24 protein-coding genes are annotated in these 26,047 nt (G+C 70.0%); 14 read left to right on the top strand and 10 right to left on the bottom strand.

Annotation, left to right across the window (positions count from 1 at the left end; all coding sequences use genetic code 11):
• The first annotated feature begins 100 nt into the window (after positions 1-100).
• The 7 genes from V8J36_RS07415 (at position 101) to glmM (ending at position 10,170) form a co-directional block, all read left to right on the top strand.
• The gene (locus tag V8J36_RS07415; protein WP_336466644.1) at positions 101-913 is read left to right on the top strand and encodes a hypothetical protein; all 813 of its coding nucleotides are present in this window, start codon (positions 101-103) and stop codon (positions 911-913) included.
• Between the two features lie 82 nt (positions 914-995).
• Entirely contained in the window at positions 996-3,059 is a 2,064-nt protein-coding gene (gene glyS / locus V8J36_RS07410; RefSeq protein WP_336466643.1) for a glycine--tRNA ligase subunit beta, read from the top strand.
• Between the two features lie 134 nt (positions 3,060-3,193).
• On the top strand, positions 3,194-5,773 hold the full coding sequence (locus V8J36_RS07405; RefSeq protein ID WP_442902469.1) for a putative PEP-binding protein: 2,580 nt from the start codon (positions 3,194-3,196) through the stop codon (positions 5,771-5,773).
• 182 nt (positions 5,774-5,955) lie between these two features.
• The gene (locus tag V8J36_RS07400; protein ID WP_336466641.1) at positions 5,956-6,720 is read left to right on the top strand and encodes a cell wall hydrolase; all 765 of its coding nucleotides are present in this window, start codon (positions 5,956-5,958) and stop codon (positions 6,718-6,720) included.
• 105 nt (positions 6,721-6,825) lie between these two features.
• Positions 6,826-7,758, top strand: a complete 933-nt coding sequence (locus tag V8J36_RS07395; RefSeq protein ID WP_336466640.1) for a dihydroneopterin aldolase — start codon at positions 6,826-6,828, stop codon at positions 7,756-7,758.
• 46 nt (positions 7,759-7,804) lie between these two features.
• A complete protein-coding gene (gene folP, locus V8J36_RS07390) occupies positions 7,805-8,827 on the top strand; it encodes a dihydropteroate synthase (protein ID WP_336466639.1) in 1,023 nt (340 codons plus the stop codon).
• Positions 8,824-10,170 carry a phosphoglucosamine mutase gene (glmM, locus tag V8J36_RS07385; RefSeq protein WP_336466638.1) on the top strand — a complete coding sequence of 449 codons (1,347 nt, stop codon included), beginning with the start codon at positions 8,824-8,826 and terminating at the stop codon, positions 10,168-10,170. Before folP ends, glmM begins: the two co-directional genes overlap by 4 nt.
• Positions 10,171-10,279: 109 nt before the next feature.
• Here the strand turns inward: glmM and V8J36_RS07380 are convergent, their stop codons facing one another.
• On the bottom strand, positions 10,280-11,488 hold the full coding sequence (locus V8J36_RS07380) for an OpgC family protein (protein ID WP_336466637.1): 1,209 nt from the start codon (positions 11,486-11,488) through the stop codon (positions 10,280-10,282).
• A 258-nt stretch (positions 11,489-11,746) separates the two neighbouring features.
• Between V8J36_RS07380 and V8J36_RS07375 the strand changes: the two genes are divergently transcribed.
• On the top strand, positions 11,747-12,562 hold the full coding sequence (locus V8J36_RS07375) for a DUF6635 family protein (RefSeq protein WP_336466636.1): 816 nt from the start codon (positions 11,747-11,749) through the stop codon (positions 12,560-12,562).
• Between the two features lie 71 nt (positions 12,563-12,633).
• Here the strand turns inward: V8J36_RS07375 and V8J36_RS07370 are convergent, their stop codons facing one another.
• Positions 12,634-12,915 carry a hypothetical protein gene (locus V8J36_RS07370; RefSeq protein ID WP_336466635.1) on the bottom strand — a complete coding sequence of 94 codons (282 nt, stop codon included), beginning with the start codon at positions 12,913-12,915 and terminating at the stop codon, positions 12,634-12,636.
• 142 nt (positions 12,916-13,057) lie between these two features.
• On the bottom strand, positions 13,058-14,080 hold the full coding sequence (gene ilvC / locus V8J36_RS07365) for a ketol-acid reductoisomerase (RefSeq protein ID WP_336466634.1): 1,023 nt from the start codon (positions 14,078-14,080) through the stop codon (positions 13,058-13,060).
• Positions 14,081-14,202: 122 nt separating this feature from the next.
• Between ilvC and V8J36_RS07360 the strand changes: the two genes are divergently transcribed.
• Complete coding sequence (locus V8J36_RS07360; RefSeq protein ID WP_336466633.1) at positions 14,203-14,667, top strand: Lrp/AsnC family transcriptional regulator; 465 nt, start codon at positions 14,203-14,205, stop codon at positions 14,665-14,667.
• A 62-nt stretch (positions 14,668-14,729) separates the two neighbouring features.
• Positions 14,730-15,188: an Lrp/AsnC family transcriptional regulator gene (locus tag V8J36_RS07355; protein WP_336466632.1), complete on the top strand. Its 459-nt coding sequence runs from the start codon at positions 14,730-14,732 to the stop codon at positions 15,186-15,188.
• Positions 15,189-15,192: 4 nt separating this feature from the next.
• Here the strand turns inward: V8J36_RS07355 and V8J36_RS07350 are convergent, their stop codons facing one another.
• Positions 15,193-16,389 (bottom strand): UbiH/UbiF family hydroxylase, encoded by a 1,197-nt coding sequence (locus V8J36_RS07350; RefSeq protein ID WP_336466631.1) that lies wholly within the window; start codon positions 16,387-16,389, stop codon positions 15,193-15,195.
• 59 nt (positions 16,390-16,448) lie between these two features.
• The gene (locus V8J36_RS07345) at positions 16,449-17,102 is read right to left on the bottom strand and encodes a pyrimidine 5'-nucleotidase (protein ID WP_336466630.1); all 654 of its coding nucleotides are present in this window, start codon (positions 17,100-17,102) and stop codon (positions 16,449-16,451) included.
• Between the two features lie 149 nt (positions 17,103-17,251).
• Between V8J36_RS07345 and V8J36_RS07340 the strand changes: the two genes are divergently transcribed.
• A complete protein-coding gene (locus V8J36_RS07340) occupies positions 17,252-17,881 on the top strand; it encodes a GntR family transcriptional regulator (RefSeq protein WP_336466629.1) in 630 nt (209 codons plus the stop codon).
• Here V8J36_RS07340 and V8J36_RS07335 read toward each other — a convergent pair.
• Together V8J36_RS07335 and carA are read right to left on the bottom strand one after the other, a co-directional pair.
• Positions 17,878-19,890 (bottom strand): glycosyltransferase, encoded by a 2,013-nt coding sequence (locus V8J36_RS07335; RefSeq protein WP_336466628.1) that lies wholly within the window; start codon positions 19,888-19,890, stop codon positions 17,878-17,880. The genes V8J36_RS07340 and V8J36_RS07335 overlap by 4 nt on opposite strands.
• Before the next feature lie 121 nt (positions 19,891-20,011).
• On the bottom strand, positions 20,012-21,172 hold the full coding sequence (carA, locus tag V8J36_RS07330; RefSeq protein ID WP_336466627.1) for a glutamine-hydrolyzing carbamoyl-phosphate synthase small subunit: 1,161 nt from the start codon (positions 21,170-21,172) through the stop codon (positions 20,012-20,014).
• A 150-nt stretch (positions 21,173-21,322) separates the two neighbouring features.
• Here carA and V8J36_RS07325 point away from each other — a divergent pair, with 150 nt between their 5' ends.
• Positions 21,323-21,784 carry a GatB/YqeY domain-containing protein gene (locus tag V8J36_RS07325; RefSeq protein WP_336466626.1) on the top strand — a complete coding sequence of 154 codons (462 nt, stop codon included), beginning with the start codon at positions 21,323-21,325 and terminating at the stop codon, positions 21,782-21,784.
• An 80-nt stretch (positions 21,785-21,864) separates the two neighbouring features.
• On the top strand, positions 21,865-22,050 hold the full coding sequence (locus tag V8J36_RS07320) for a DUF3008 family protein (RefSeq protein ID WP_336466625.1): 186 nt from the start codon (positions 21,865-21,867) through the stop codon (positions 22,048-22,050).
• A 6-nt stretch (positions 22,051-22,056) separates the two neighbouring features.
• Here the strand turns inward: V8J36_RS07320 and V8J36_RS07315 are convergent, their stop codons facing one another.
• A complete protein-coding gene (locus V8J36_RS07315; RefSeq protein WP_336466624.1) occupies positions 22,057-22,581 on the bottom strand; it encodes a DUF2244 domain-containing protein in 525 nt (174 codons plus the stop codon).
• Between the two features lie 126 nt (positions 22,582-22,707).
• Entirely contained in the window at positions 22,708-23,640 is a 933-nt protein-coding gene (locus tag V8J36_RS07310) for a hypothetical protein (RefSeq protein WP_336466623.1), read from the bottom strand.
• A 211-nt stretch (positions 23,641-23,851) separates the two neighbouring features.
• On the opposite strand from V8J36_RS07310, the gene V8J36_RS07305 reads away from it, so the two are divergent.
• Positions 23,852-24,226: a hypothetical protein gene (locus V8J36_RS07305; protein WP_336466622.1), complete on the top strand. Its 375-nt coding sequence runs from the start codon at positions 23,852-23,854 to the stop codon at positions 24,224-24,226.
• Positions 24,227-24,347: 121 nt separating this feature from the next.
• Here the strand turns inward: V8J36_RS07305 and ctaD are convergent, their stop codons facing one another.
• Positions 24,348-26,021, bottom strand: coding sequence for a cytochrome c oxidase subunit I (ctaD, locus tag V8J36_RS07300; RefSeq protein WP_336466621.1), 1,674 nt, complete (start codon positions 26,019-26,021; stop codon positions 24,348-24,350).
• Between the last annotated feature and the right edge of the window lie 26 nt (positions 26,022-26,047).

The following is a 26,047-nucleotide window of genomic DNA, read 5'->3' as shown; positions in this document are numbered from 1 at the left end:
GATGAAGCGGCACCTTCTGCGGCGCTGCGGCATCGGCTAGGATGTGCCGATGACGCGGCGGAAAGACCGCGACGACCGGGCACGAGCTGGAGTTCCCCGAATGCGCCTTCCCCTGCTGACCGCGGGCCTGCTCTGTGCGGCCCTCGCCCCCGCCTTTGCACCCGCGCCGCTCTGGGCCGAGGACACCGTGGTGCCGCCCGCTGCTTCCGAGCCCGCTGCGCCCGAACCTGCCCTGTCCGAGGCTGCCGCGCCTGAGCCTGCTGCGCCCGAGGCGGCATCGGCGGAACAGGCCGGCGATACGCCCTCGTCCCAGCCGACCACCGCCCCGGGGCCCGAGGTGCCGGCAGGCGCGCCGCCGGTGCCGCCGGTTTCCGAGGCCGTCGAGGTGACAGAGGTCACGGCCTGCTCCGCCGTGATCGGCGGGGTTGCGAAGACGCTGGGCTATGACGCGACCGATGCCAATGTGTGGTCCTCGAAGCGCGAGAAGCGCAATCTGGGCGAGGGGCGCTGCCCGGCCAAGGTGGTGATCGCGGACATGTCGCCGGACCTGTCCCCGCGCGAGCGTGACGTCTTCTGCCTGCAGAGCGATCCGATGATGGGCTATTCCGGGCTGGCGATGGGCGAGCGCGACCAGATGGGCCTCTGCGAGGGGCCGGGAAAGGTCTGCCGTTTCGTGAATGCCTCGAGCCGCGAGGCCAAGGAGGTCGCCTCGGCCACCGCTTCGGCCGGGGTCGATGCGGTGAAGCACCAGTCGGGGGCGATGATCCTGTCGGGCTCGACCGCCGGGCTCAGCTCGGCGATGGCGGGCATCGGCAGCGCGGCGACGGCGCTGATGGCGGCGCCGCTGGCGCTGGCGGGGGCGGCGGCCAGCGTGGTCGTGGTCGGCGGCGCGGTCTGGGTCTGCGGGGAATAGCGCCGAAGTCAGGCTTTACGCCGCGGGACGGGGCCGGTATGCCCTGCGCAAACTAGGCCCCTGAAAAGCCAGCGGTGACCCGATGCCTGACCTTCTGATCGAACTCTTCTCCGAGGAAATTCCCGCGCGGATGCAGCCCCGCGCGCGCGAGGATCTGAAGGCGCTCGTCACCCAGGGCCTTGTCGATGCCGGGCTCACCTATGCCTCGGCCGCGGCCTTTTCGACGCCGCGGCGCCTGACGCTGACGGTCGAGGGGCTTTCGGCGCGTTCGATGGCCGTGCGCGAGGAACGCAAGGGCCCGCGCACCGACGCGCCCGCCCAGGCGATCGAGGGCTTCCTGCGCTCGACCGGCCTCGCGCTCGAGCAGCTTGAAAAACGCGACGAGAAGAAGGGCCAGGTCTATTTCGCCGTGGTCGAGAAGCCGGGCCGCGACGCTGCCGGCATCGTCTCCGAAGTGTTGGACCGCACGATCCGCAGCTTCCCCTGGCCGAAGTCGATGCGCTGGGGCGAGGGCAGCCTGCGCTGGGTGCGCCCGCTGCAGTCGATCCTGTGCATCCTGACCGACGAGGCCGGGGCCGAGGTGGTGCCGCTGGACGTTGACGGGATCGTCGCCGGTGACACGACCGAGGGCCATCGCTTCATGGCGCCGGCGCGGTTTTCGGTATCCTCGTTCGAGGATTACCAGACGAAGCTCAAGCGCGCCTTCGTGGTCCTGAACGCCACCGACCGGGCCGAGCACATCGCCGCCGATGCCGGCAACGGTGCCTTCGCGGCCGGGCTCGAGATCGTCGAGGACCGCGGGCTGCTTGAAGAGATTTCGGGCCTTGTCGAATGGCCGGTGGTGCTGATGGGCCCGATCGGGGAAGAGTTCCTGGGCCTGCCGCCCGAGGTGCTGCAGACCTCGATGAAGGAACACCAGAAGTTCTTCTCGGTCCGCAACCCGAAGACCAGTCGGATCGAGCGCTATGTGACCGTCGCCAACCGCGAGACCGCCGACAATGGCGCGACGATCCTGCACGGCAACGGCAAGGTGCTGCGCGCCCGGCTGTCGGATGCGAAGTTCTTCTGGGAAAACGACCTGCGTGTGGTTTCGCAACCCGAGGGCATGAAAACCCTCGCCGCGGGCCTCGCGAACGTCACTTTCCACAACAAGCTGGGCTCTCAGGCCGAGCGCGTGGCGCGCATCGCCGCGCTGGCCGAGGCGCTGGCGCCGCAGGTCGGGGCCGATGCCGCGCAGGCGCGGCTGGCCGCCGAGGTCGCCAAGGCCGACCTGCAATCGGCTATGGTCGGCGAGTTCCCCGAACTGCAGGGCCTGATGGGCCGCTACTACGCTGCCGCCGCCGGCCTGCCCGAGGCGGTCGCCGCCGCCTGCCAGGATCATTACGCGCCGCTCGGGCCCTCGGACGCGGTGCCGCAGGCGCCGGTCTCGGTCGCGGTGGCGCTGGCCGACAAGCTCGACACGCTGACCGGCTTCTGGGCGATCGACGAGAAGCCCACGGGCTCCAAGGACCCCTTCGCGCTGCGCAGGGCGGCCCTTGGTTGCATTCGTCTGATCCTGACCAACGATCTGCGGCTGTCGCTGACGGAAATGTTCGAAAAGGCCAACCCGGGGGCGGACGCCGCCGACCTGCTGTCCTTCTTCCATGACCGCCTGAAGGTGTTCCTGCGCGATCAGGGCATCCGTCACGACGTGATCGACGCCTGCCTCGCGATGCCCGGCGCTGACGATCTGACGCTGCTGGTGAAGCGCGCGCGGGCGCTGACCGGGGTGCTGGCGACCGAGGACGGGGCGAACCTGATCCAGGGCTTCAAGCGCGCCAACAACATCCTGACCCAGGCCGAGGCGAAGGACGGTGTCGAATACAGTTTCGGCGCGGACGTGAAGTTCGCCGAGCACGAGTCTGAAAAGACGCTGTTTTCCGCGCTCGATGCCGCCGAGGCGCAGATCGCCCCGGCGATGGCCGCCGAGGACTTCGCCGCCGCCATGGCCGCGATGGCTGCGCTGCGCGGCCCGATCGACGCCTTCTTCGAGGCGGTGCAGGTGAACTCGGACAATCAGGTCGTGCGCCGCAACCGGCTGAACCTGCTCAGCCGGATCCGCACGATCTGCCTGGGTGTCGCGGATCTCGGCCGGGTGGACGGCTAGGTCGACTTTCGACGGATGGACCCCGGACCCGGCGCGGAGGAGCCTTGGGCCCGGGGGGGGGCGGTCCGGCAGGCTTGCGGCGAATCGCAAGCGGCGTATGCTGGCGCCGACAGGAGGATGCTGCGGTGCAGAAAATGCTGGATCTCTCCGAGTACACGCTGGTCACGCCGACCGCGCAGGTCTCGGTCGCGCGCCACGGCTGGCGTGCCAAATGCCTGCAAAGGCTGATCCGTCTTGACCTGCCGGTGCCGACCACGGTGCTTCTGCCCTTCGAGGCGGTGCGCGCCATGGCCGCCGGCGCCCTGCCGAACCCGCAGCGCATCATCGCCGAATTCGGTCCCTCGCCGCTGGTCTCGGTCCGGCCCTCGCCCGAAAACCCGGAATGGGGCGGCCCCTCGACCATGCTCAATGTCGGCATGAACGACGCCCGCCACGCGGCCCTGACCGAAACGCACGGGGCCGAGGCCGCCGATGCGCTCTACCTGCATTTCGTGCAGGCCTATGCGATCCACATCGCCCGGCTCGACCCCGACCGCTTTTCCGATCCGCTGGGCCCCGACGCGCTCGAGGCCGCGCTCGAGGCCTATGCCGACGAGACCGACGAGCCCTTCCCGCAGGATCCGGCGCGCCAACTGTCAGAGGTGATGCGCTCGATGGCCCGCAGCTGGGAGGGGCCGACCGCGCGCCTGCTGCGCCAGGCCAAGGGCGCGCCGGCCGAGGCGAGCCTTGGGCTGATCGTGCAGGGCATGGCGCTGGGCGTGGGGCCGGGTCTGTCGGGCTCTGGCACCATCCAGTTCGTCGATGCGGTGACCGGCGCCCCGCAGATCACCGGGCGCTTCCGCGGCCAGCATCAGGGCCGCGCGCCGCATCCGGGCGCCGACCGCCCGGCGCGCGACACGCTCTATCTGACCACCGACAAGCGCGGGCTTGGGCTTCAGGACGTGGCGCCCGAGCTTTTCGCCGATCTGGTGGCGATGGGCGCGGTCTGCCGCAGGCGGCTGCGCGAAGAGATGCAGATCGAATTCGCGATCGAGGACAGCACCTTGCGGGTCATCGATGCGGTGAAGGTGCCCCGCTCGTCGCGGGCGGCGGTGCGCATCGCCGTGGCGCTGGCGCAGGACGAGGTCATCAGCCGCGAGGATGCGATCCTGCGGGTCGAGCCGCGGGCGCTGTCGGAACTGCTGCACCCGCAGATCGATCCGCGCGTGCCCCGCGACCGGATCGCGCGCGGCATCGCCGCCTCGCCCGGCGCGGCGACGGGGCGCATCGTCTTCACGGCCACCGCCGCGCAGGCCGCCGCCGCGCGGGGCGAGCCCTGCATCCTCGTGCGGCGCGAGACCGCGCCCGAGGACATCCGCGGCATGCATGCCGCCGTCGCGGTGCTGACCGAGCGTGGCGGGATGACCAGCCATGCCGCGGTGATCGCCCGCGGGCTGGGGCTGCCCTGCATCGTCGGCGCCTCGGAGATCCGCCTGTCGAGCCGCGACCGCACCCTGACCGGCCCCGATGGCCGCGTGCTGCGCGAGGGCGACGAGATCACCGTCGACGGCACCTCGGGCGACGTGCTGGCCGGCGCGCCGGCGATGCTGGAGCCGGCGCTGGACGACGGCTTCCGCACGCTGCTGCACTGGGCCGACAACGTGCGCGACATCGGCATCCGCGCCAATGCCGACACGCCCGACGACGCCCGCACCGCGCGGATGTTCGAGGCCGAGGGCATCGGCCTGTGCCGGACCGAGCACATGTTCTTCGACGAAGACCGCCTGACGGTGATGCGCGAGATGATCTTCGCCGACACCGCCGCCGACCGCCGCTCGTCGCTGGAACGGCTGCTGCCGATGCAGCGCGCCGACTTCATCGCGCTGTTCGACATCATGGCCGGTCTGCCGGTCTGCATCCGCCTGTTCGATCCGCCGCTGCACGAGTTCCTGCCCCATGACCGCGAGGGCATGCGCGAACTGGCCGAGGCGCTGGCGAGACCGCTGTCAGAGATCCAGCGCCGGGTCGAGGCCTTGACGGAATTCAACCCGATGCTGGGTCTGCGCGGGGTCCGACTGGGCATCACCATGCCGGAAATCTACGAGATGCAGGCAAGGGCGATCTTCGAGGCGACGATCGAGGCGCGCCGCCGCGGCGCGATGATCGTGCCCGAGATCATGATCCCGCTGGTCTCGGCCCGCCGCGAGGTCGAGCTGGTCAAGACCCGCATCGACGCCATCGCGGCGGCGGTGCGCAACGAGACCGGCGGCAGCTTCGACTACAAGCTGGGCGTGATGGTCGAGACGCCGCGCGCGGCCCTGCGGGCGGGCGAGATCGCCCAGCATTCCGCCTTCCTGTCCTTCGGCACCAACGACCTGACGCAGATGACCTATGGCCTGTCGCGCGACGACGCGGGCAAGTTCATGGGCTCCTACGTCCAGCAGGGCGTCTACCGCGAAGATCCGTTCCACACGCTGGACGACGACGGGGTGGGGGAACTGCTGCTGATCGGCGCGCGGCGCGGTCGCGAGACGCGCGCGGACCTCACGCTGTCGATCTGCGGCGAGCATGGCGGCAACCCCGAATCAATCGCCTTCTGCCGCGCGGCGGGCTTCGATTACGTAAGTTGTTCACCGTTTCGCGTTCCGGTTGCGCGGCTTGCCGCCGCCCATTTCGCGCTCTTGGACCGGAAAGTGCTACTAGATCGGCCGGTGCCGACGGGCGCGCCCCGCTAGATCTTCCATCCTGGACATCATCTGGAGGCAGGAACCGCCCCCGGCGGATCCTTCCGTTTTGCGAGGCGTTGGCAGTAATCCGCCGATTTTTCAGCCCCTTGCTGGCCGATCTTCATTTCGCCTCTTAATTCCGCGGGATCGCGGGGATCCCCGTGTGTCGTGGAAACAATACCGGACTGCGCATGTCCCGCACCCTCCGCCTGACACTGGCGCTCTGCCTTCTGCCCCTTGCCGCACCGGTATTTGCCGACGTCACGATGAGCACCTCGAACGATCCCAATGCCGAGATCGAGACCGAGGCCGCGGCCCTTCTGGGGCAGGAGCATGCAGCCCTCGCCGGCGTCACCCCGGAGAAGGTGGCGGCCATGGTGGCCGAACCGAAATCCTCGCGCAGCCTGTTCGGCGCGATCGCGCGCATCGGGCGCAGCGGTGCGGTCGAACGGACCCCGACCGAAGCACAGGTGACCAGCGCCTCGTGGCTGGCGCGCCAGCCCGCGCCCCAGGGCGACGCGCAGTTCCAGTGCCTGGCGACCGCCCTATACTTCGAGGCGCGGGGCGAGCCGCTGGCCGGGCAGGCGGCGGTGGCCGAGGTGATCCTGAACCGGGTCGAGGATGCGAACTATCCCAAGACCATCTGCGGGGTGGTGAACCAGGGCGGCGGCGGCAGCTGCCAGTTCTCCTACACCTGCGACGGCAAGTCCGACGCGATCGGCGACCGCAGCGCCTGGGACGTGGCCGGCCGCATCGCCCGCGCGATGATCGACGGCGCGCCGCGCGACCTGACCGAGGGCGCGACCCATTTCCACACCCCGCGGGTGAAGCCGACCTGGGCGCGCAGCTTCGTGAAGACCGCGACCATCGGCGACCATATCTTCTACCGCCGGTCGGGCGCGCTGGCGCCGGCCGAGGCGGTGGTGGCCGACGCCTCGGGCACCCTGCGGCGCTGACGCCGGGCGGGCGCGTCGCAGAGCGCCCCGCGAGCGGCGCATTGCGCCTTCCGTCCCCCCGCGCCGGCGGTATATATCGCGCGTCCGAAAGACCGGGAGTGCGCCATGAGCACCGACATCAGCCTTGCCTTCGCGCATCCCGAAGAGCGCGCCGAAGCCTCGGCCGGCGCCGATCCGCGTGACCGGATCAGCCTGCGCGATCACATCGTGTCCGCCGATATCGGCGCCTTCCAGCAGGAGCGGGGGCAAAGCCAGCGGCTGCGCTTCAACGTCGTGGTCGAGGTGCGCCCGCATCCCGAGGTGCTGGATGACGATGTGGACCGGATCCTGAGCTACGACCGCATCACCGAGGCGATCGAGGGCGAGCTGCGCGCGAGCCGGCTGAACCTGCTGGAGACGCTGGCCGAGAAGGTGGCCGAGCGCATCCTGGAAGAGCCGCAGGCGATGCGGGTCTTCGTGCGGATCGAGAAGCTCGACCGCGGTCCGGGCGCGCTGGGGGTCGAGATCGTGCGTTCTCGCGCGGTGCAGCCGGTGCGCTCGCGCGCCGCGGACGATGGCAGCGACACCGCGCTGCATCCGGTTGTGGCCTATCTCGACAATGACGCGATCGCGGGGCCGGATCTGGGCGCGCGGCTCGATGCGCTGCAGGCGGGCGGCATGCCGGTGATCCTGGCGGTGGGCCTGCCGCCGGGGGCGGTGCCGGAAAGCGGCCAGCCCGTCACCCAGCGCCGCATCGACCTGCTGGCGATCGAGCAGAACGCCTGGCGGCTGGCGGCGCGCGACCGGCGCTGCGTCGTCGTCGCCTCGAAGACCGAGATCGACTGGGCGATGAAGCACGACCAGATGGTGGTCTGGGCGCCCTCGAAGATCGTGCTGGATGCGGTCGACGGGCCGAAGGGGGCTGCGGGCGACGGGGTGGCGCTGGCGCTGTGGCTGGCCGAAAGCCTGGCCGCCGACCGGCTGGAGCTGCACGGGCCCGAAGATCACGCCAATGTGTCAGCCCCGGCGGGAAGTCGCGTTCCGGTGGTGCGCCGGTAAGCTTCGGCACCCTTGCCAAGCCCGCGCGGTTGCGGTGAATGACGACATGGCCCGCTATTACCGCCCCCTTTGCCAGACAGGCTCGCCCGCGACGCCACAGGCCCGCCGGATCGCCGGCGCCTGGGCCTGGTTCGACCATGTCGAGGTGCTGGAACGCGGCGAGCCTTCGCGGGTGATCCCGGTCGAGGACATGCCGCGCGGCGCGCTTGAACAGCTGAGCCTGCCGCGCGCCGCCCATGCCGGCCTGTCGATGGACCGGCCGCGGATCATGGGCATCCTGAACGTGACGCCCGACAGCTTTTCCGACGGCGGCCGTTTCGATGCGCCCGAGGTCGCGGTGGCCCGCGCGAAGGCGCTGACCGCGGCCGGGCAGCACATCCTCGACATTGGCGGCGAAAGCACGCGGCCGGGCGCCCCCGAGGTGCCGGTGGCGGAAGAGATCGCCCGCACCGCCCCGGTGATCGCCGCGTTGCGCCGTGCGGGCCACAAGGGACCGATCTCGATCGACACCCGCAAGGCGGCAGTGGCCGAGGCCGCGATCGCCGCCGGGGCGGATCTGGTGAACGATGTCTCGGGCTTCGATTTCGACCCGGCGATGGCCGATCTGGTCGCGCGCACCGGCGTCGCGGTCTGCCTGATGCACGCGCAGGGCACGCCCGAGACCATGCAGGCCAACCCCGCCTATGACGACGTCCTGCTGGACGTCTATGACGCGCTGGCCGAACGGGTGGCGCGGGCCGAGATGGCGGGGATCCACACCGCGCGGATCTCGGTCGATCCGGGCATCGGCTTCGGCAAGACCGAGGCGCACAACATCGCGCTGATCCGCGGTCTGTCGCTGTTCCACGGGCTGGGATGCCCGGTGCTGCTGGGGGTGTCGCGCAAGCGCTTCATCGGGCGGCTGGGGGGCGGCGACGGCGGCGAGGCCACGGGCCGGATGGCCGGCACCGTGGCGATCACGCTGGAAGGGCTGCGGCAGGGGGTGCAGATGCACCGCGTGCATGACGTGGCCGAGGTGACCCAGGCCCTGCGCCTGTGGCAGCATATTCAGGGAGAGGCCGAGGCATGAGCCGCAAGCTGTTCGGAACCGATGGCGTGCGCGGCCGCGCCAATTCCCATCCGATGACCGCCGAGATGGCGCTGAAGCTGGGCGCCGCCGCGGGCCGCTGGTTCCGCCGCGACGGCTCGACCGTGCATCGCGCGGTGATCGGCAAGGATACACGGCTTTCAGGCTACATGCTGGAAACCGCGCTGACCGCGGGGCTGACCTCGACGGGGATGAACGTGCTGCTGCTGGGCCCGGTGCCGACGCCGGCGGTCGGGTTCCTGACCCGCTCGATGCGCGCCGATCTGGGGATCATGATCTCGGCCAGCCACAACCCGGCCGATGACAACGGCATCAAGTTCTTCGGCCCCGACGGGTTCAAGCTGTCGGACGAGGCCGAGATGGATATCGAGGCGATGCTGGAGGAAGAGATCCGTCTGGCGCAGCCCCACAACATCGGGCGGGCGAAGCGGATCGACACCGGGCTTGGCCGCTATGTCGAATATGCCAAGACCACCTTCCCGCGCGGCGACACGCTGCGCGGCCTGAAGGTGGTGGTCGATTGCGCGAATGGCGCCGCCTACAAGGCCGCGCCCGAGGTGCTGTGGGAGCTGGGCGCCGAGGTGGTGACCATCGGCACCGAGCCGAACGGGCGCAACATCAATGCGGGCGTGGGCTCGACCCATACGCAGGCGGCGGCGAAGGCGGTGCTTGAGCATGGCGCCGACGTGGGGATCGCGCTCGATGGCGATGCCGACCGGGTGATGATCCTCGATGAGACCGGGGCGGTGGCGGATGGCGACCAGATCATGGCGCTGATCGCCCGGCGCTGGGCCGACGAGGGCCGGCTGAAGGGCGGGGCGCTGGTGGCGACGGTGATGTCGAACCTTGGCCTCGAGCGGTTCCTGGCCGGGCGCGGATTGCGGCTGGAGCGGACGGCGGTGGGCGACCGCTACGTCGTCGAGCGGATGCGCGAGTCGGGCTACAATCTGGGCGGCGAGCAGTCGGGCCACATCGTGATGACCGATTACACGACGACCGGCGACGGGCTGATCGCGGGGCTGCAGTTCCTGGCGGCGATGGCCGAAACCGGGCAGCGCGCGTCCGAGCTGGTGCGTCAGTTCGAGACGGTGCCGCAGCTTCTGAAGAACGTCCGCTATGCGGCGGGGCAGCTGCCGCTGGAGGCCGAGGCGGTGCAGGCGGTGATCCGCGCCTCCGAGGCGCGGCTCGAGGGGCAGGGGCGTCTGTTGATCCGCAAGTCGGGGACCGAGCCGCTGATCCGGGTCATGGCCGAGTGCGAGGATGCCGGGCTGCTTGGCGAGGTGGTCGACGAGATCGTCGCGGCGGTGGAGCGGGCGGCCGCCTGACCGGAAACAGGGTCGGGGGGCGAGCTCCCCCCCCGCCGCCGATCGGTCCTCGGACCGATGGCGGACAGATCGGCGGCCCCCCGCGCTCTGGCGCCCTTGGCCGGCGGGGTCACTTGCGCCGCTGGGCGGCCACCGTCACCGGGACGGGTTTCGCGGCGACCGGGGCGTTGCCCTGCAGCCATTCGCGGGTCACCGCGACGATCCAGAGCGGGGCCAGCATCGCGACCAATGCGACGTTCGCCGCCATCGGCGCCAGCTCGCGGTCCTGCATCCAGATCGACAGGATGTAGACCAGCACCACATGCGTCGCGAAGATCTGCAGCGAGTGGCGGCCGAGCATCACCAGCGCCTCACGGGTGAAGAGCCAGTGGAACGCCTCGCCCGCCCAGGCCAGCACCCGGTTGCGGCTGTGGCGGCCGGCGACGACCAGCCAGGTGACCATGTAGAGGTTGACCACGAAGGCCACGACGTAGATCGGCGCGAGGTTGCCGCGGTCGATGTAGCTGAACATCATCTTGCGCCAGCCGGGCTCGCCCATCCCGCTCCAGGCCATCACGTCAAGGATGCCGAGGATCAGGAAGCCCGCGAAGGCGATCCAGAACACGGTCTGCATCTCTGGCCGCTTCAGCCGCTCTAGATCCAGCCGGCCGTTCGCCAGCAGCCAGCCGAGCCAGAGCCCGCCCACGAAAAGTGCCTGCCAGGCGAAGATGTTGAAGTAGATGCCGATGTTGATGCCGTGACCGGCCCCGGCCAGCGCGCCCTCGACCGGCAGCTGTGCGAGATCGGGCCAGCCGGTCTGCGCAAAGAGCCACAGGCAGATCGAGCCCGCCAGCACCACCACGCCCTGGCCGCGGTGGAACAGCGTCAGCACCGCCGGCGTCGCGACCATGAACACGAGATACATCGGCAGGATGCCCATGTGCAGCGTGCCGGTGAAGAGAAGCGCCTCGGCGAGGGTGAAGACCACCGGCTCGGTCGCCTGCTGCTTCAGGATCTGGGCCTCGATGCCCGCCAGCGGCAGCAGCAGCGCCGCGGCGAGGAAGGCCAGGATCAGGCCGGCGTGATAGGTGTAGATCGTCCGCACCCGGGCGAAGATGCCCGCGCGCATCGCCTGCGGGCCTTTGCGCATCAGGCGCTTGGCATAGACCAGCCCGACGACGAGGCCCGAGATGAAGACGAAGCCCTGCGCGTCTTCGACCCAGCCGAAATAGTGGTGGTTGATATGGCCGAGCGGCGCGTTGAGATAGGCGTTCGCATGCGCGACCATCATGAAGACGAGGAAGAACCCTCGGAATCCGTCAAGGATATTCAGGCGCATGGGACCCTCCCGCGCGGGTTGCGATGTCCGAACCGCTGGCACGCAGCCGCGCATCCCCGGCCCGGGCGCCGGCGGCGCGGGGGCCGGCCAGAGGCGACCGGTTGTTCGGAAGACTTGCAGAGGAAAGTCCGGAACGGCGGCAGGGGTTCCGACCCGGTCACGCGCTGGTGAAGGCGATGGGCGGTTGCCAGCCGACGGTGGTGGCCGATCGGCAGGCACGCCCTTGTGCGGGGCGCGCGCGTCGCCATCTGATGCGGCATGACCGCGACCGCGCCCCTGCCGCAGGATCCCTTCGTCGCCGCCCGCGCCCGGGTGCCGGGCTTCGTGGCCCGGCATTTCTCGGTCCGCGGCACGCTCAGGCTGCACCGCGCGGCGCTGGGCTGGGACCTGCTGCGCGCGCCGGCGAACACCGCGCTCGCGCCGCTGAACCTGATCCTGCGGCTGCTGGCGATGGCGCTGTATGCGCTGCGGCTGCGGGGGCTTGCGGCACGGATCGCGGCGCGGCCGCTGATCCTGCGCACCGACACCGCGCGCGCCATCGAGGCGCTGGTGCGCGACGAGCTGCTGGGCCCCGCCATCGCCGGCGACGCCGCCCATCTGGGCGCCTATGGCGACACAAGGGGGGCGGTGGCCGAGTTCACCACCTCGCTGGTGCCGCTGGGGGCGGGGGCCGCGCTTTTCAAGGCGGTGACGCCGGGGGCGCTGAGCCTGGCGCCCGCCTTCGCGCTGAGTTTCGCGCAGGGCGCGGCGATCGCGGCCTTCCCGCTGGGCGGCGGCATGGGGGCGCTGTGGTACGGGGCCTTTCCGGTGGCGCCCTCGGCCGGGCTGACGGCGGGGGTGGCGGTGGCGATGATGCTGGTGCTGTCGCTGTGCACCTCATTCGCCGGCATCCTCGCCGACCCGGTGCAGCTGCGGCTGGGGATTCATGCCCGAAGGCTGAACCGGCTGATCGACGCGCTGGAGGCCGAGGCGGCCGAGCGGGGCAGCGGGCGCTTCGCGGCGGGCGAGCATTACCTCGCGCGGGTCTGGGACGCGACCGATGCCGGGGTCAGCCTGATCCGCCTGATCCGCTGAGCGTCAGGCCGGCGGTTCAGGGGCACGGGGCAGGGCCCCAGCATCACCGGCGCAGCATCACCGTCGCGGGATCACGGGCGCAGCTTCGGCTGTGCCTTGCGGATCGCCTGATCGGTGCGCAGGCGCTGGCGCGTGGCCTCGGCATTCGGCAGCCGGGGGCGCGACAGGCCGGGTGCGCCGCCGCCGGTCGCGTTCAGCGTGCCGGTCGCCTTCGAGGGCAGGCGGTTCTGGCCGATCGGCTGGCAACTGGTGCCGACCATGACCTGCCCCACCGGGCAGCCCGCGGCGAGCGCGGGCGCGGCCGGCAGCGGGGCGGCGAGCAGGACGGCGAGGGCGATACGGACGGATTTCATGCAAGCGATCCTTGGCGCGCGGCGATGGCGCCCTGACTGGCAATATGGGGCCGCGGGCCGGCGCTGAAAAGGGAACCGCGCGCCCCGGAGGGAGGCGCGCGGCGGGATCGTCTGCGACTAAGCCCGAGGCTCAGTTGCGGGCTCAGTTACGGGCCTTGTCGACCATCTTGCCCTTCGAGATCCACGGCATCATCGCGCGCAGCTTCTCGCCGACCTGTTCGATCTGGTGCTCGTCGTTGATGCGGCGGGTCGCCTTGAACGAGGGCTGGCCGACGGCGTTCTCGAGCATGAAGTCACGCACGAACTTGCCGTTCTGGATGTCGGTGAGAACCGCCTTCATCCGGGCCTTGGTCTCCTCATAGGGCAGGATCCGCGGGCCCGAGACATACTCGCCGTATTCGGCGGTGTTCGAGATCGAGTAGTTCATGTTGGCGATGCCGCCTTCGTAGATCAGGTCCACGATCAGCTTCACCTCGTGCAGGCACTCGAAATAGGCCATCTCGGGTTCGTAGCCGGCTTCCACCAGCGTCTCGAAGCCCATGCGGATCAGCTCGACCAGACCGCCGCAGAGCACGGCCTGCTCGCCGAACAGGTCGGTCTCGCATTCCTGGCGGAAGTTGGTCTCGATGATGCCCGAGCGGCCGCCGCCGATGGCGGAGCAGTAGGACAGGCCGATTTCCATCGCCTTGCCGGTCGCGTCGTTGTGGACGGCCACCAGGCAGGGCACGCCGCCGCCCTTGGTGTATTCGCCGCGCACGGTGTGGCCCGGGCCCTTCGGCGCCATCATGATGACGTCGACGCCCTCGGGCGCCTCGATCAGGCCGAAGTGCACGTTCAGGCCGTGGGCGAAGGCGATCGCCGCGCCGGGCTTGAGGTTGTCACGGACGTATTTCTTGTAGGTCTCGGCCTGCAGTTCGTCGGGCATGGTGAACATGATCAGGTCGCACCAGGCGGCGGCTTCGGCGATGCCCATGACCTTCAGGCCTTCGGCTTCGCATTTCTTGGCCGAGGGCGAGCCTTCGCGCAGCGCGATGACCACGTTCTTGGCGCCCGAATCGCGCAGGTTCAGCGCATGGGCATGGCCCTGGCTGCCGTAGCCGAGGATCGCGACCTTCTTGTCCTTGATCAGGTTGATGTCGCAATCGCGATCGTAATAGACGCGCATGGGGGTCTCCTTTCCCTCTGTCTTGCCGGCATCATAGGCATCCATCGGATTGGCTTCTTGCAATATCGGATGATTTCGCGCGATGTGCGGAAAGATCATTCTGGATTTGGCAGGTTCGCGAGATGCCCATTCAGGTCGACGACACCGACCGGCGGTTGCTGCGCCAGCTGATGGCGGAGCCGGCGCTGGCCACCGCCGAACTGGCGGAGCGGGCGGGCGTGACCACCGCCACCTGCTGGCGGCGGCTGGAACGGCTGGCCGAGGCCGGGATCCTGAAGGGGCAGGAGGCGGTGGTGGACTGGCGGGCGCTGGGCTTCGAGGTCGAGGTGTCGCTGCGCTTCATCCTTGACAAGACCGAGCCGCGGGCCTTCGACGAATTCATCGAGGCGGCGCGCAAGGTGCCCGAGGTGATCGGGATCGAGACCTTCTTGGGCCGGGTCGACGTGCGACTGAACCTCGTGGCGCGGGACATGCGGCACTATCAGGAGATCTACCGGGCGCGGATCCTGACCCTGCCGCACATTGCCGACATCGAGGCGTTGATGCTGGTGGCCAGCGTGAAGCATTCCGAGGCATTGCCGGTGTGACGGGCGCTGGAGGGGCCGCGGGCCCCTCCAGACCTCCCCCGGGATATTTGGACCGATGAGAAATGATAGATCTCGATGACATGGACCGGCAGATCCTGCGCGCGCTGGTCGCCGATGCGACGGTCAGCGCGGGGGCGCTGGGGCGGCGGTTCGGGATCAGCCAGCCCGCGGCCTGGCGGCGGGTGCGGCGGCTCGAGGAAGCCGGGGTGATCGCCGGGCGGCGCGTGGTGCTGGACCGCGAGGCGCTGGGCTTCGGGGTGACGGTGTTCCTCGGGATCAAGCTGCAGACCAAGGGGCGCGTCAGCCTTGAGGATTTCGAGCGCGCGGTGCAGGCGATCCCCGAGGTGCAGGTGGTCCAGCACGTGCTGGGGCTGTTCGACTATCGCCTGCGGGTCGTCGCGCGCGACATCGCGGATTTCGAACGCGTGCTGCGGCGGCGGATCATGACGCTGCCCGGGGTGGGCAACGTCGAGGCCAACGTGCTTCTGAGCGAGGAGCGGCGCCCGGGGCCGATCGGCTGAGGGCTCAGCCGATGCCGAGCCCCGCCTTCATCGCCAGCCGGCGGATCGGGGCGAGGCCGTGGATCGCAGTCAGGCCGGCGGCGCGCAGGTCGCGCAGCGGCTGCGGCGCCAGCATCGAGGCGCGGTTCAGCAGGTCGATCCCGGCGAGCCGCGCCCGGATCTCGGGCGCGCGGGCGCGCTCGTAGGCGGCGAGCATCGCCGGGCCGCCGAGCCCGTCGCGGTCGGCCACCGCGAGGTCGCGCAGGGTGCGGATGTCGGCAAGGCTCATGTTCAGCCCCTGCGCGCCGATCGGCGGCACCACATGCGCGGCCTCGGCCACCAGCGCGCTGCGCGGGCCGGTAAGGCGCTCGGCGTGGCGGGCGATGATCGGCCAGACCGGGCGGCGGGTCACCAGCGTCAGGGGCCCGAGCAGGTTGCAGCTGCGAGCGGCCAGTTCCGCCTCGAACTCCGGGACGGGCAGGGCGGCCAGGCGCTGCGCCTCGGGCCCGGTTTCCATCCAGACCACCGCCGAGCAGGGCAGCCCGTCGCGGTCGGGCAGCGGCACCAGCGTGAAGGGGCCGCCCGAACGGTGGATCTCGGTCGAGACATTGCCATGCGGGATCGGGTGGGTGACGGCGAAGACCAGCGCCTTTTGCCCGTAGCGGCGGGTGTGCGCCTCGATGCCGAGAGCCCCGCGCACCGGGCTGTCGCGGCCGTCGGCGGCGACGAGCAGCCGGGCCGAGACGCTGGTGCCGTCCGAAAGCCGGACCCGCGCCTCGGTCTCGCGCGCGAGAAGGCCCGCCACGCCGCAGCCGGCGCGGAAGCGGGTGCCGGTCATCGTGCCCAGATGCGCCGCGATCTCGCGCCGCAGAAGCCAGTTCGGAAGGTTCCAGCCGAAGGGCTGGTCCAAGATCTCGGCCGCGTCGAAGTCGCGGATCGCGCGCGGCTCCGGCTCGGGGCCGCCGGCATCGACGATGCGCATCACCTGCAGCGGCATCGCATGGGGGGCGAGGCGCTCCCAGAGGCCGATCTCTTCCAGAAGCCGCACCGAGGGCTGCAGGAAGGCGGTCGAGCGCAGATCGGCCGCCGGGTCGGCATCCGAGGCGACGGGGGGCGCGGGATCGACGACCAGCGTGGAAAAGCCCGCCGCGCCGAAGCTGGCCGCGGCGATCAGCCCGGCGATGCCGCCGCCGGAGATCAGGATGTCGGTCGTTTCGGTCATCGCGGGTCTCCCGTGGCCTTGGGGCGGGATCTAGCGCGGCGGGGCGCGCGGGGGAAGGGTCAGCCGATCCGGGCGAGGAAGGCCGCGAGGTCGTCGGTATGGTGATGGATGTGCGGGGCCGCCAGCGCCTCGGGCGCGACATGCACCGTGCGCATGCCCATTGCATGGGGCGCCGCGAGGTTGCGGCTGTCATCCTCGAACATGGCGCCACGGGCGGGAGTGATGCCGGCGAGGGCGAAGACCGTCTCGAAGGCTTCGCGGTCCGGCTTGGGGCGGAAGTTCGCGTGCTCGACCCCGAAGATGCCGTCGAAAAGCCCGTCAAGGCCGCGGGCGGCCAGCACCCGTTCGGCATAGGGGCGCGAGCCGTTGGTGTAGACGATCCGCCGCCCCGGCAGCCGGGCGATGGCGGCGCGCAGGTCGGGGGCCGGGATCAGCGCGTCGAAGGAGATGTCGTGGACGCGGTCCAGATAGGGCAGCGGGTCGATGTCATGTTCGCGCATCAACCCGGCCAGCGTGGTGCCGTAGAGCTGCCAGTAGCGCCGGCGCAGCCCGTCGGCCTCGTCGCGCGCGACGCCGAGGGTTTCCATCACCCAGTCGGTCATCTTCACTTCGATCTGGTCGAAGAGCCGGGCGGCGGGGGGATAGAGCGTGTTGTCGAGGTCGAAGACCCAGTCGGTCACGCCGTCGAAGCCAAGAAGGGGAGCGGTCTGCATGGCGCGCAGGCTACGCGCCTGCGCGCTGGGCGGCAAGGCTGGGGCCGGACTTGCCGGGTGCGACGCGAAGTCCCGCAGCGGCGCGGGTGCTTGCCCTTTGGGGCGGGTGGCGCTTAGGGTTCGCGACCCCATGCCCGAAGACGGTTCCGATGCAGAAAGACGCCTATAGCCTGATCCTCGACGCCATCGACCAAGGCGTCTACCGCCCCGGCGACCGGCTGGTGGAAAGCGAGCTCGCCGAACGCTTCGGCGTCTCGCGCACCCCGATCCGCGAGGCGCTGCAGCGGCTCGAGACGCAGTCGATGGTGGCGCGCGACGGGCGCAGCCTGATCGTGGCCTCGCTCGACCACAACCAGCTGGCCGAGCTTTACGTGGTGCGGGCCGAACTGGAGGGGCTGGCCGCGCGGCTGGCGGCGCTGCATGCGACCGAGGAGGAATGCCGCGTCCTGCGCGACATGGTCGAGACCGACCGGCTGCTGGCGGGGGATCCGAACGCGCTGAGCCGCGCCAACCGCCGTTTCCACCGGCTGATCCACCTGGCCTCGCACAACCGCTATCTGGTGCAGCAGCTCGACCTCGTGCACCGCTCGATGGCGCTGCTGGCGACGACCTCGCTTGCGGCCGAGGGGCGCAGTGCCGCGACGCTGGACGAGCATTCGGCGATCGTCGAGGCCATCGCCCGGCGCGACCCCGACAGCGCGCAGAAGGCGCTGCGCACCCATATCAGCCATGCCTATGAGACGCGGCTGAAGCTCGACGCCGGCGAGATCCGCGGCTAGCGCCGGATCTCGATCACCCGGCCGATGGCCCGGGTCTGGTCGGCGACATGGGCCATCTCGGGCAGCAGTTCGTCGGGCACCATCGCCAAGGCATCGGGGTCGGCCTGCGGGACGAGGCCGTTGGCGATGTCGATCAGCGACTGGTCGAAGAGCCCGTGCTGGGTCTTGTCCCAGTAGAACGGTTTGGTGACGATCTCGTGCAGCGCCTTCCAGGCCGAGAAGGTCGCCATCATGTTGTAGACATGCAGGACCGGCAGCCAGCGCCAGAGGTGGCGGTGGCTCGGACCGCGCGCGGCCCAGGCTGCGCAGAGCATGTTCACCGTCTCGGCCGCGATGAAGGTCGCGATCGAGGCGTGAAGCAGCCCCGGTGGCAGGGTTGCCGTCGCCGGGTGCGGCCAGGCCAGCGACAGAAGCCAGAAGCTCCACAACAGCGGCGCCAGCAGCGCCTGCAGGACCGAGCCCAGCAGCAGGACCTGGACCCCGAGGAAGGGAAGCGTGCCGATCTCGCGCCAGAGCCGCAGTGGCTGGCGCATGTGCACCGACCAGGTGACGAGGAAGCCCTTCTGCCAGCGCGAGCGCTGCTTGACCCAGGGCAGGGCGCGGCAGTTGGCCTCTTCCATGGTGACGATGCCGATCAGTTCGGTGCGGTAGCCGCGGCGGTGCAGGCGCAGGCCCAGGTCGGCATCCTCGGTCACGTTGTGCGCGTCCCAGCCGCCGAGCTCTTCCAGCACCGCGCGTCGGAAATAGAGCGTCGTGCCCCCGAGCGGCACCACGAGGCCCAGTTTCGCGAGCCCGGGCAGCAGCACCCGGAACCACGAGGCGTATTCCAGCGTGAAGGCGCGCGCGATCCAGTTGGTGCGCGGGTTGTAGAAGTCGAGCACGCCCTGCAGGCAGACCGTGGTTTCGGGCAGTTCGGCGAAGCGGCGCACGATGCGGTGGATGTGGTCGGGGGCGGGCGCGTCCTCGGCATCGTAGACGCCGACGATGCTGCCCCGGCAGAAGTTCAGCGCGTAGTTCATCGCCCGCGGCTTCGTGCGGATCGGCCCGCGCGGCACCACGATCTGCCGCATCCAGCCGGGCAGCCGCGCGCCATCCAGCGCCGCGCGGGTGGTGGCGTCGTCTTCCTCGACGACCAGCAGCACGTCCAGCAGTTCGCGCGGATAGTCGAGCCGGCCGATCCGGGCCAGCAGCTTCGTGGCCACGTCGCGCTCGCGGTACATCGGCACCAGCACCGAGACGACGGGCAGCCGGCCGACCTCGGCCTCGGGCGCCGCCGGGCGGTTGCGGCGGAAGGCGGTCGCGGCGAGCGAGCCCAGTTTCAGCGTCTGCAGCGACAGCATCAGAGCCATCGCGAGCCCGAAGAGGCCCAGAAAGGTCAGCCGCGGCACGATCAGGAAGCCCACCGCCAGCGCCGCGGTGACGGCGATGGCGACGCGGGCATTGGTCAGGGCCGAGAGGCTGCGGGCGCTGAGCTCGGCCGGGACCTGCCATTCGGCACGGCGGGCGAGGCGGGTCTGGCGCAGGGTCAGCAGCGCGTCGCGGATCTGCCGGTCGGTCGCGAGGCCCATCAGGCAGGGGCCGAGCCGCGGCGCGAGGGCGGCCGCCGCGGCCTCGAAACTTTCGGGATGGGCGGTGACCAGCACGCAGCCGCCACCGACGCGACGCCAGGGGATCACCCCGTGGCGCAGGCAGTCACGGGCGCCGGCGATGTCGAGCAGCCGCGGATCGGGCGGGCGGGCGTTCAGGTCCAGCGCCTCGACCCGCCATTGCCGGGCCTGAGCCGCCAGCAGGTCGCCCTCGGCCACCCAGCCATGCGCCAGCAGGATGTCGGACAGCGGCAGGTCCAGCCGCGCCCCGAGCGCGACCGCGCGCATCAGGTGTTCGGGCTGGACGGCGCCCGCCTCGAGCAGGATCTGCCCCAGCGGCGCGCGCTTCGGCAGGTGGCGCGGGCGGGTTGCGACGCCGTCGGCGCGACGCACCGGCAATCTGACGAGTTCGGGTTCCGACACGCGATTCCTCCCGGCTGGCAGGCGGCTGGCCTACGGGGAGCCTCGGCGTCGGGTGGTTAATTCGCGGTTAACCCTGCGCGCGAGCGCTGCGCGGCCCCCGTAAGGAGCCGCGCGCCGGGGATCAGGCGGCGCGGCGGGCCTTCATCGCTTCGGCGAAGCGCTCGAACAGGTAGTAGCTGTCCTGCGGGCCGGGGCTGGCCTCGGGGTGGTACTGGACCGAGAACACCGGGCGTTCGGTCATCCGGATCCCGCAGTTCGAGCCGTCGAAGAGCGAGACATGCGTCTCCATCACGCCGTCGGGCAGGGTCTGGCTGTCGACGGTGAAGCCGTGGTTCATCGAGGTGATCTCGACCTTGCCGGTCTCGAGATCCTTCACCGGATGGTTCGCGCCGTGATGGCCGTGGTTCATCTTGATGGTCTTGGCGCCAAGCGCCAGCGCCAGCATCTGGTGGCCAAGGCAGATGCCGAAGACCGGCAGATCCTTTTCCAGCACGCCGCGGATCATCGGCACGGCATAGGCGCCGGTCGCGGCCGGGTCGCCGGGGCCGTTCGACAGGAACACGCCTTCCGGGTTCAGGGCCAGCACGTCCTCGGCGGTCGCGGTCGCGGGCAGCACCGTCACGTCGCAGCCGGCCGAGGCGAGGCAGCGCAGGATGTTGCGCTTGGCGCCGTAGTCGATGGCGACGACCTTCATGCCCGGCTCTTTCCGGGCCTCGAACCCGCCGGGCCAGGCCCAGCGCATCTCGTTCCAGGTGTAGCTCTGGGCGCAGGTCACGTCCTTCGCGAGGTCGAGCCCGACGAGCCCGGACCAGCCGCGGGCCTTCTTGACCAGCGCGTCGATGTCGAAATTGCCCTCCGGATCATGGGCGAGCGCGACATGCGGCGCGCCCTGCTGGCGGATGGCGCGGGTCAGGCGGCGGGTGTCGATGCCGCCGATGCCGATGCGGCCGCGCTTTTCCAGCCAAGGCACCAGATGCTCGGCCGCGCGCCAGTTCGACGGTTCGGTCGGGTCCCATTTCACCACCATGCCGGCGGCGACCGGGTCGCCGGTCTCGTCATCCTCGGGGGTGGTGCCGACGTTGCCGACATGGGGGAAGGTGAAGGTCACGACCTGGCCCGCGTAGGACGGGTCGGTCATGATTTCTTGGTAACCGGTCATCGCCGTGTTGAAGACGAGCTCGGCGACGGTCTCGCCAACGGCGCCGAAGCCCGTCCCGTAGAACAGCGTGCCATCAGCGAGCGCGAGGCAGGCGGTCGGTTTCGGTTGGGCTTGGATGGGCATGGGCGCGACTCCCCGGCGGTCAAATCCGCGGCAACCTAAAGTCGGGGCCGGGCGGGGTCAAGGCGGCATGCCGCGCCGCCGCGCGGGCGTTGTTAAGGACCCCTGAACGCTGTATGCTGGCCGCCTTTGAAACGTCTCACGGACCCTCCCATGACCATGAAAGACCGCATCGCCTCGGCGCTCAAAGAGGCGATGAAGGCCAAGGAGGCGGACCGGCTGTCGACGCTGCGCCTGATCAACGCCGCGATCAAGGATCGCGAGATCGCGCTCAGGGGCGAGGGTGGCGGCGAGGGCGGTCTGGGCGAGACCGAGGTGCTGGCGATCCTGGCCAAGATGGTCAAGCAGCGGCAGGAAAGCGCGCGGGCCTATGAAGAGGGCGGGCGGCTGGAATTGGCCGAGAAGGAACTGAACGAGGTCAAGGTGATCGAGGAGTTCCTGCCGCGCCAGCTGAGCGAGGACGAGGTGGCGGCCGCGATCGACGGTGCCGTGGCCGAGACCGGTGCCGCCAGCCTGCGCGACATGGGCAAGGTGATGGCGGCGCTGAAGGCGCGCTATGCCGGGCAGATGGACTTCGGGCTGGTCGGCGGCCTGCTGAAGACGCGGCTCGGCTGAGGCGCGGTTCTGGGCGGGTCCGGAACGGCGGACCCGGCCGGCGCGTTTTCCCGGGACATGATGTCCATGGGAGAACCGCGATGCCTGCAACATCGAAAGCCCAGCAGAAGGCCGCCGGGGCGGCCCTGTCCGCCAAGCGCGGCGAAACGCCGAAATCGAAGCTGAAGGGCGCGTCGAAGGACATGGCCAAGACCATGACCGAGGCCGAGCTGGAAGAGCTGGCCTCGACTCCGCGCAAGGGGCTGCCCGAGCGGGCCGGCGACTAGGCGCGCTCAGGGCGCCGCCGGCGCGCGCAGCCGCGACAGGGCCCGCTGCAGTTCGGGCTTCAGGGCGCGGCGCTCGTCCTCGCTGAGGAAGGCGCCGATCTCGACCTCGCGGCCCGCGCCGCGCAGGGTCAGGTAATGCGGCACCGGCCCGCCGCTGTCATAGCTTTGCAGTTCGACCCAATAGGGATTGGCCTGCCATTCGCGCGACGCTCCGCGCGCCGGGCGGTGGCTCAGCGTCACGGTGCCGGGGGCGAGACGCAGCACCTCGAGCACTTCGCCGTCGCGGTAGCTGCGCGAGAGCGCCCACCAGACCGCGCCGACCGCCGCGACGAGGAAGGGCAGCAGCGCCCAGAGCACGGGCGAGCCGAGCACCGCGATCAGTGGCAGCAACAGCAGCAGGCAGGTCGCGGCGATGAAGGCCACGAAGCCGCGGCGCGGCAGCGAGCGATAGGGCCACAGATGAAGTTCTGCCGTGACCGCATCGGCGGCGGCGGCAGGGACCGGCGCGGCGGCGATCCATTCATAGGGCATGGCGGGTCCTCGGCCTCGCAGGGCGCGCGCTTGTCCGAAGGCGGTGCCCCGGTCCAGCTAGCCCCGTTCCCGCCCGCGCGGCAAGGGGGGCGGGCAGGAACGGGGACATCGCCTCGTCTTCGTCCCTCAGTCCTCTGCGCAGGCGCCCTCGAGCAGCATCGAAAGGTCGGTCAGTTCGCGGAAGGTCACCTGGTTGACCGGGCGGGTGCGATCGCGGTCGAGGAAGGCCAGCAGTTCGCCCGCCAGATGCAGGCGCGGGATCGGCGGCAGCGCGAAGCCGTCGAGATTGGCAGCCAGCGCGTCAGGCGTGGCGGGCACGTAGCAGGGCGGGGGCAGCAGTTCGACCGGCGGGATTCGCAGCATGATGATCCGTGCCGACGAGGGCTGCGGTTCCGGGCCCGAGATGATCACCCCCTGCATCTGTCCGCACAGCACGTTGACCGGCCTTCCCGGCACCAGAAGCGAGAAGAACAGCCGTTCATGCCCGGCCCGGCCGCGCGCGGCCACGGCGGCATGCAGGACCGAGCCCTCGCGATGCGCCTCGCCCTCGCAGATCAGGGCGCCGCGGGGCAGGGTCTCGGTATAGGTCGCGGTCAGGCGGCCGCGGCGCCGCTCGGTCAGCGAGAAGACGCCGCGGATCAGCGTGTCCTGGTGATAGGGCGACCAGCTGCGCGAATAGCACAGGAAGCTGCCCGACAGCTGCGCCGCCTCGTCCTCGGGGCCGAGGTCGTTGCCGGTCCAGGCATCGGGGGCGAAGGCGCGCGCCTGTGCCTGCAGCAGCGCCGGGTCGGCCGAGAACTGGCGGCAGATCTCGTCGAGGAAGGCTTCGGTCGAGCAGCCGGCGAGCCAGACGCCCGGCCGCGTCGTGCCCAGAAGCCGCGCCCAATCCTCGTAGATCTGGCGCGAGCGGGGCTGGGCGCGGCCCTGCAGCCATTTGAAGCTGCGTTCCAGCTCGAATTCGGTCGCGGGATTCACCCCGCGGAAGCATGCGCAAAGCTCCTTGCGGGAGCCGCAGGCAAGGACAGCGGCCGTGAGGCTGAGCTTGCGGGCGAAAGACATTCTTGAACGATCCCCTCGGGTTGCAACAAACGCCGGAACTCGAAAATTGGAAATTCGAATGATTTCCAGTGCTTTCCGCCTTCCTGCGTCGCGTGCAGGGGGGGCGGCATGGATAGTCGTCGACATCGATGCCGGGGCACTTCGGGGGGAACGAAGGCCGGCGGCGGGGGTACTGACAGGGTCTTTTTAAGGGCCATTCGGGAGTTGTGCCATGAAATTCCTATGCAACCATGACAGCCGTGCTCTTGGCGCGGCGCTTCTGCTCACACTCGCGGCGGCGATGCCGGCGCGGGCGGATGTGATCATCGTGCCGCCGTCGGCTGCCACGGCAGAGGCGCCGGTGAACCAGACCATCGGTCGATTCCGCACCAATCCGCTCGCGGTCGAGCAGCCCTCTGCGGCGCTGTCGTCGCGCAGCGGTGCGGCGGGGCGCTACGGCCGGACCGATCCTGGCCGTGACCTTGCCGGCGGCGCCGGTCTGGGGTCGCGCGACTGGAACGGCAAGTACAAGGCGCGGGGCGCCCTGTCGGGCGCGACCGGGACGACGGAACTGGCGGTTGCGGATAACGGCGTCGTTCTCAAGTAGAACAGCGCCAGTCGACCGCCCGGCGGCAAAACGGGTGGATCGTATCTTCGGCCCCTGAAACGAAGACGGCCCCGGATCGCTCCGGGGCCGTCTGTCGTTTCAGACCTGGACGGTCCAGCCGTCAGTGCGCGTGGTGGTGGTCCCAGTCCTCGCGCTTCGGCAGCTGCTCGAACGTGTGTTCGGGCGGCGGCGAGGGCAGGGTCCATTCCAGCGTGTCGGCGTATTCGTTCCAGTAGTTGTTCTCGGTCACCCGCGCGCCGCGGGTCAGCGTGTAGAAGACGATGCCGATGAAGAACAGGAACGAGGCGAAGCTGAGGAAGGCGCCCATCGACGAGACGAAGTTCCAGGTCGCGTAGGCTTCCGGATAGTCGATGTAGCGGCGCGGCATGCCCTGGCGGCCCAGGAAGTGCTGCGGGAAGAAGGTCAGGTTCGCACCGATGAACATCATCCAGAAGTGCAGCTTGCCCGCCCATTCCGGATACTGCCGGCCCGACATCTTGCCGATCCAGTAGTAGACGCCGGCGAAGATCCCGAAGACCGCGCCAAGGCTCATCACGTAGTGGAAGTGGGCCACGACGTAGTAGGTGTCATGGTAGACGCGGTCGACGGGGGCCTGCGACAGGACCACGCCGGTCACGCCGCCGACGGTGAACAGGAACAGGAACCCGAAGGCCCAGAGCATCGGCGTCTTGAACTCGATCGAGCCGCCCCACATCGTCGCGATCCAGCTGAAGACCTTCACGCCGGTCGGCACCGCGATGACCATGGTCGCCAGCATGAAGTAGCTCTGCTGGGTCAGCGACATGCCCACGGTGTACATGTGGTGCGCCCAGACGACGAAGCCCAGCACCCCGATCGCCACCATCGCGTAGACCATTGGCAGGTAGCCGAAGATCGGCTTGCGCGAGAAGGTCGCGATGACGTGGCTGATGATGCCGAAGCCGGGCAGGATGATGATGTAGACTTCCGGGTGCCCGAAGAACCACAGGATGTGCTGATACAGGATCGGGTCGCCGCCGCCGGCCGGGTCGAAGAAGGCGGTGCCGAAGTTGCGGTCCATCAGCAGCATGGTGATCGCGCCGGCCAGCACGGGCAGCGACAGCAGGATCAGCCACGAGGTGACGAAGATCGACCAGCCGAAGAGCGGCACCTTGTGCAGGGTCATGCCCGGGGCGCGCATGTTCAGGAAGGTGGTGATCATGTTGATCGCGCCCAGGATCGACGAGGCGCCCGAGACGTGGACCGCGAAGATCGCGAGGTCCATCGACGAGGTGTCCGCGTTCTGCGTCGACAGCGGCGGGTACAGCACCCAGCCCACCCCCGCGCCGGCCTGGCTGTCGCCCCCCGGCGCCAGCATCGAGGCGACGCCGAGCGCGACCCCGGTGACATAGAGCCAGTAGCTGAGGTTGTTCAGCCGCGGGAAGGCCATGTCCGGCGCGCCGATCTGCAGCGGCATGAAGTAGTTGCCGAAGCCGCCGAAGAGCGCCGGGATGACGACGAAGAACATCATCAGCACGCCGTGGTAGGTGATCATCACGTTCCACAGGTGGCCGTTCGGGGTGCAGGCCTCGCCCGAGGGGAAGAGCCGCGCGCCCTCGAGGCACATGAACTGCACGCCCGGATGCATCAGCTCCATGCGCATGTAGACGGTGAACAGCACCGACAGAAGGCCCACGAGCCCGGCGGTGAACAGGTAAAGGACGCCGATGTCCTTGTGGTTCGTCGACATGAACCAGCGGGTGAAGAACCCGCGGTGGTCATGCTCTCCGTGGCCATGGATGGCTGCGTCGGCCATGAATCTCTCCCAAATTCTTGGCGGCG

It is taken from the genome of Frigidibacter sp. MR17.14, from assembly GCF_037095735.1.
Classification (GTDB): Bacteria; Pseudomonadota; Alphaproteobacteria; order Rhodobacterales; family Rhodobacteraceae; genus Frigidibacter.
The sequence above is the reverse complement of the archived record's forward strand: the minus strand, read 5'-3'. Positions and strand labels throughout refer to the sequence as shown.

Coding starts and splice junctions, on each gene's coding strand:
- V8J36_RS07400 (WP_336466641.1), top strand. CDS start 5,956: ATGTCCCGCACCCTCCGCCTGACACTGGCGCTCTGCCTTCTGCCCCTT.
- glyS (WP_336466643.1), top strand. CDS start 996: ATGCCTGACCTTCTGATCGAACTCTTCTCCGAGGAAATTCCCGCGCGG.
- V8J36_RS07325 (WP_336466626.1), top strand. CDS start 21,323: ATGACCATGAAAGACCGCATCGCCTCGGCGCTCAAAGAGGCGATGAAG.
- V8J36_RS07340 (WP_336466629.1), top strand. CDS start 17,252: ATGCAGAAAGACGCCTATAGCCTGATCCTCGACGCCATCGACCAAGGC.
- V8J36_RS07380 (WP_336466637.1), bottom strand. CDS start 11,488: ATGCGCCTGAATATCCTTGACGGATTCCGAGGGTTCTTCCTCGTCTTC.
- V8J36_RS07305 (WP_336466622.1), top strand. CDS start 23,852: ATGAAATTCCTATGCAACCATGACAGCCGTGCTCTTGGCGCGGCGCTT.
- ctaD (WP_336466621.1), bottom strand. CDS start 26,021: ATGGCCGACGCAGCCATCCATGGCCACGGAGAGCATGACCACCGCGGG.
- V8J36_RS07315 (WP_336466624.1), bottom strand. CDS start 22,581: ATGCCCTATGAATGGATCGCCGCCGCGCCGGTCCCTGCCGCCGCCGCC.
- V8J36_RS07345 (WP_336466630.1), bottom strand. CDS start 17,102: ATGCAGACCGCTCCCCTTCTTGGCTTCGACGGCGTGACCGACTGGGTC.
- V8J36_RS07310 (WP_336466623.1), bottom strand. CDS start 23,640: ATGTCTTTCGCCCGCAAGCTCAGCCTCACGGCCGCTGTCCTTGCCTGC.
- folP (WP_336466639.1), top strand. CDS start 7,805: ATGGCCCGCTATTACCGCCCCCTTTGCCAGACAGGCTCGCCCGCGACG.
- V8J36_RS07370 (WP_336466635.1), bottom strand. CDS start 12,915: ATGAAATCCGTCCGTATCGCCCTCGCCGTCCTGCTCGCCGCCCCGCTG.
- V8J36_RS07405 (WP_442902469.1), top strand. CDS start 3,194: ATGCTGGATCTCTCCGAGTACACGCTGGTCACGCCGACCGCGCAGGTC.
- V8J36_RS07375 (WP_336466636.1), top strand. CDS start 11,747: ATGACCGCGACCGCGCCCCTGCCGCAGGATCCCTTCGTCGCCGCCCGC.
- V8J36_RS07360 (WP_336466633.1), top strand. CDS start 14,203: ATGCCCATTCAGGTCGACGACACCGACCGGCGGTTGCTGCGCCAGCTG.
- glmM (WP_336466638.1), top strand. CDS start 8,824: ATGAGCCGCAAGCTGTTCGGAACCGATGGCGTGCGCGGCCGCGCCAAT.
- V8J36_RS07320 (WP_336466625.1), top strand. CDS start 21,865: ATGCCTGCAACATCGAAAGCCCAGCAGAAGGCCGCCGGGGCGGCCCTG.
- ilvC (WP_336466634.1), bottom strand. CDS start 14,080: ATGCGCGTCTATTACGATCGCGATTGCGACATCAACCTGATCAAGGAC.
- V8J36_RS07395 (WP_336466640.1), top strand. CDS start 6,826: ATGAGCACCGACATCAGCCTTGCCTTCGCGCATCCCGAAGAGCGCGCC.
- V8J36_RS07355 (WP_336466632.1), top strand. CDS start 14,730: ATGATAGATCTCGATGACATGGACCGGCAGATCCTGCGCGCGCTGGTC.
- V8J36_RS07350 (WP_336466631.1), bottom strand. CDS start 16,389: ATGACCGAAACGACCGACATCCTGATCTCCGGCGGCGGCATCGCCGGG.
- V8J36_RS07415 (WP_336466644.1), top strand. CDS start 101: ATGCGCCTTCCCCTGCTGACCGCGGGCCTGCTCTGTGCGGCCCTCGCC.
- carA (WP_336466627.1), bottom strand. CDS start 21,172: ATGCCCATCCAAGCCCAACCGAAACCGACCGCCTGCCTCGCGCTCGCT.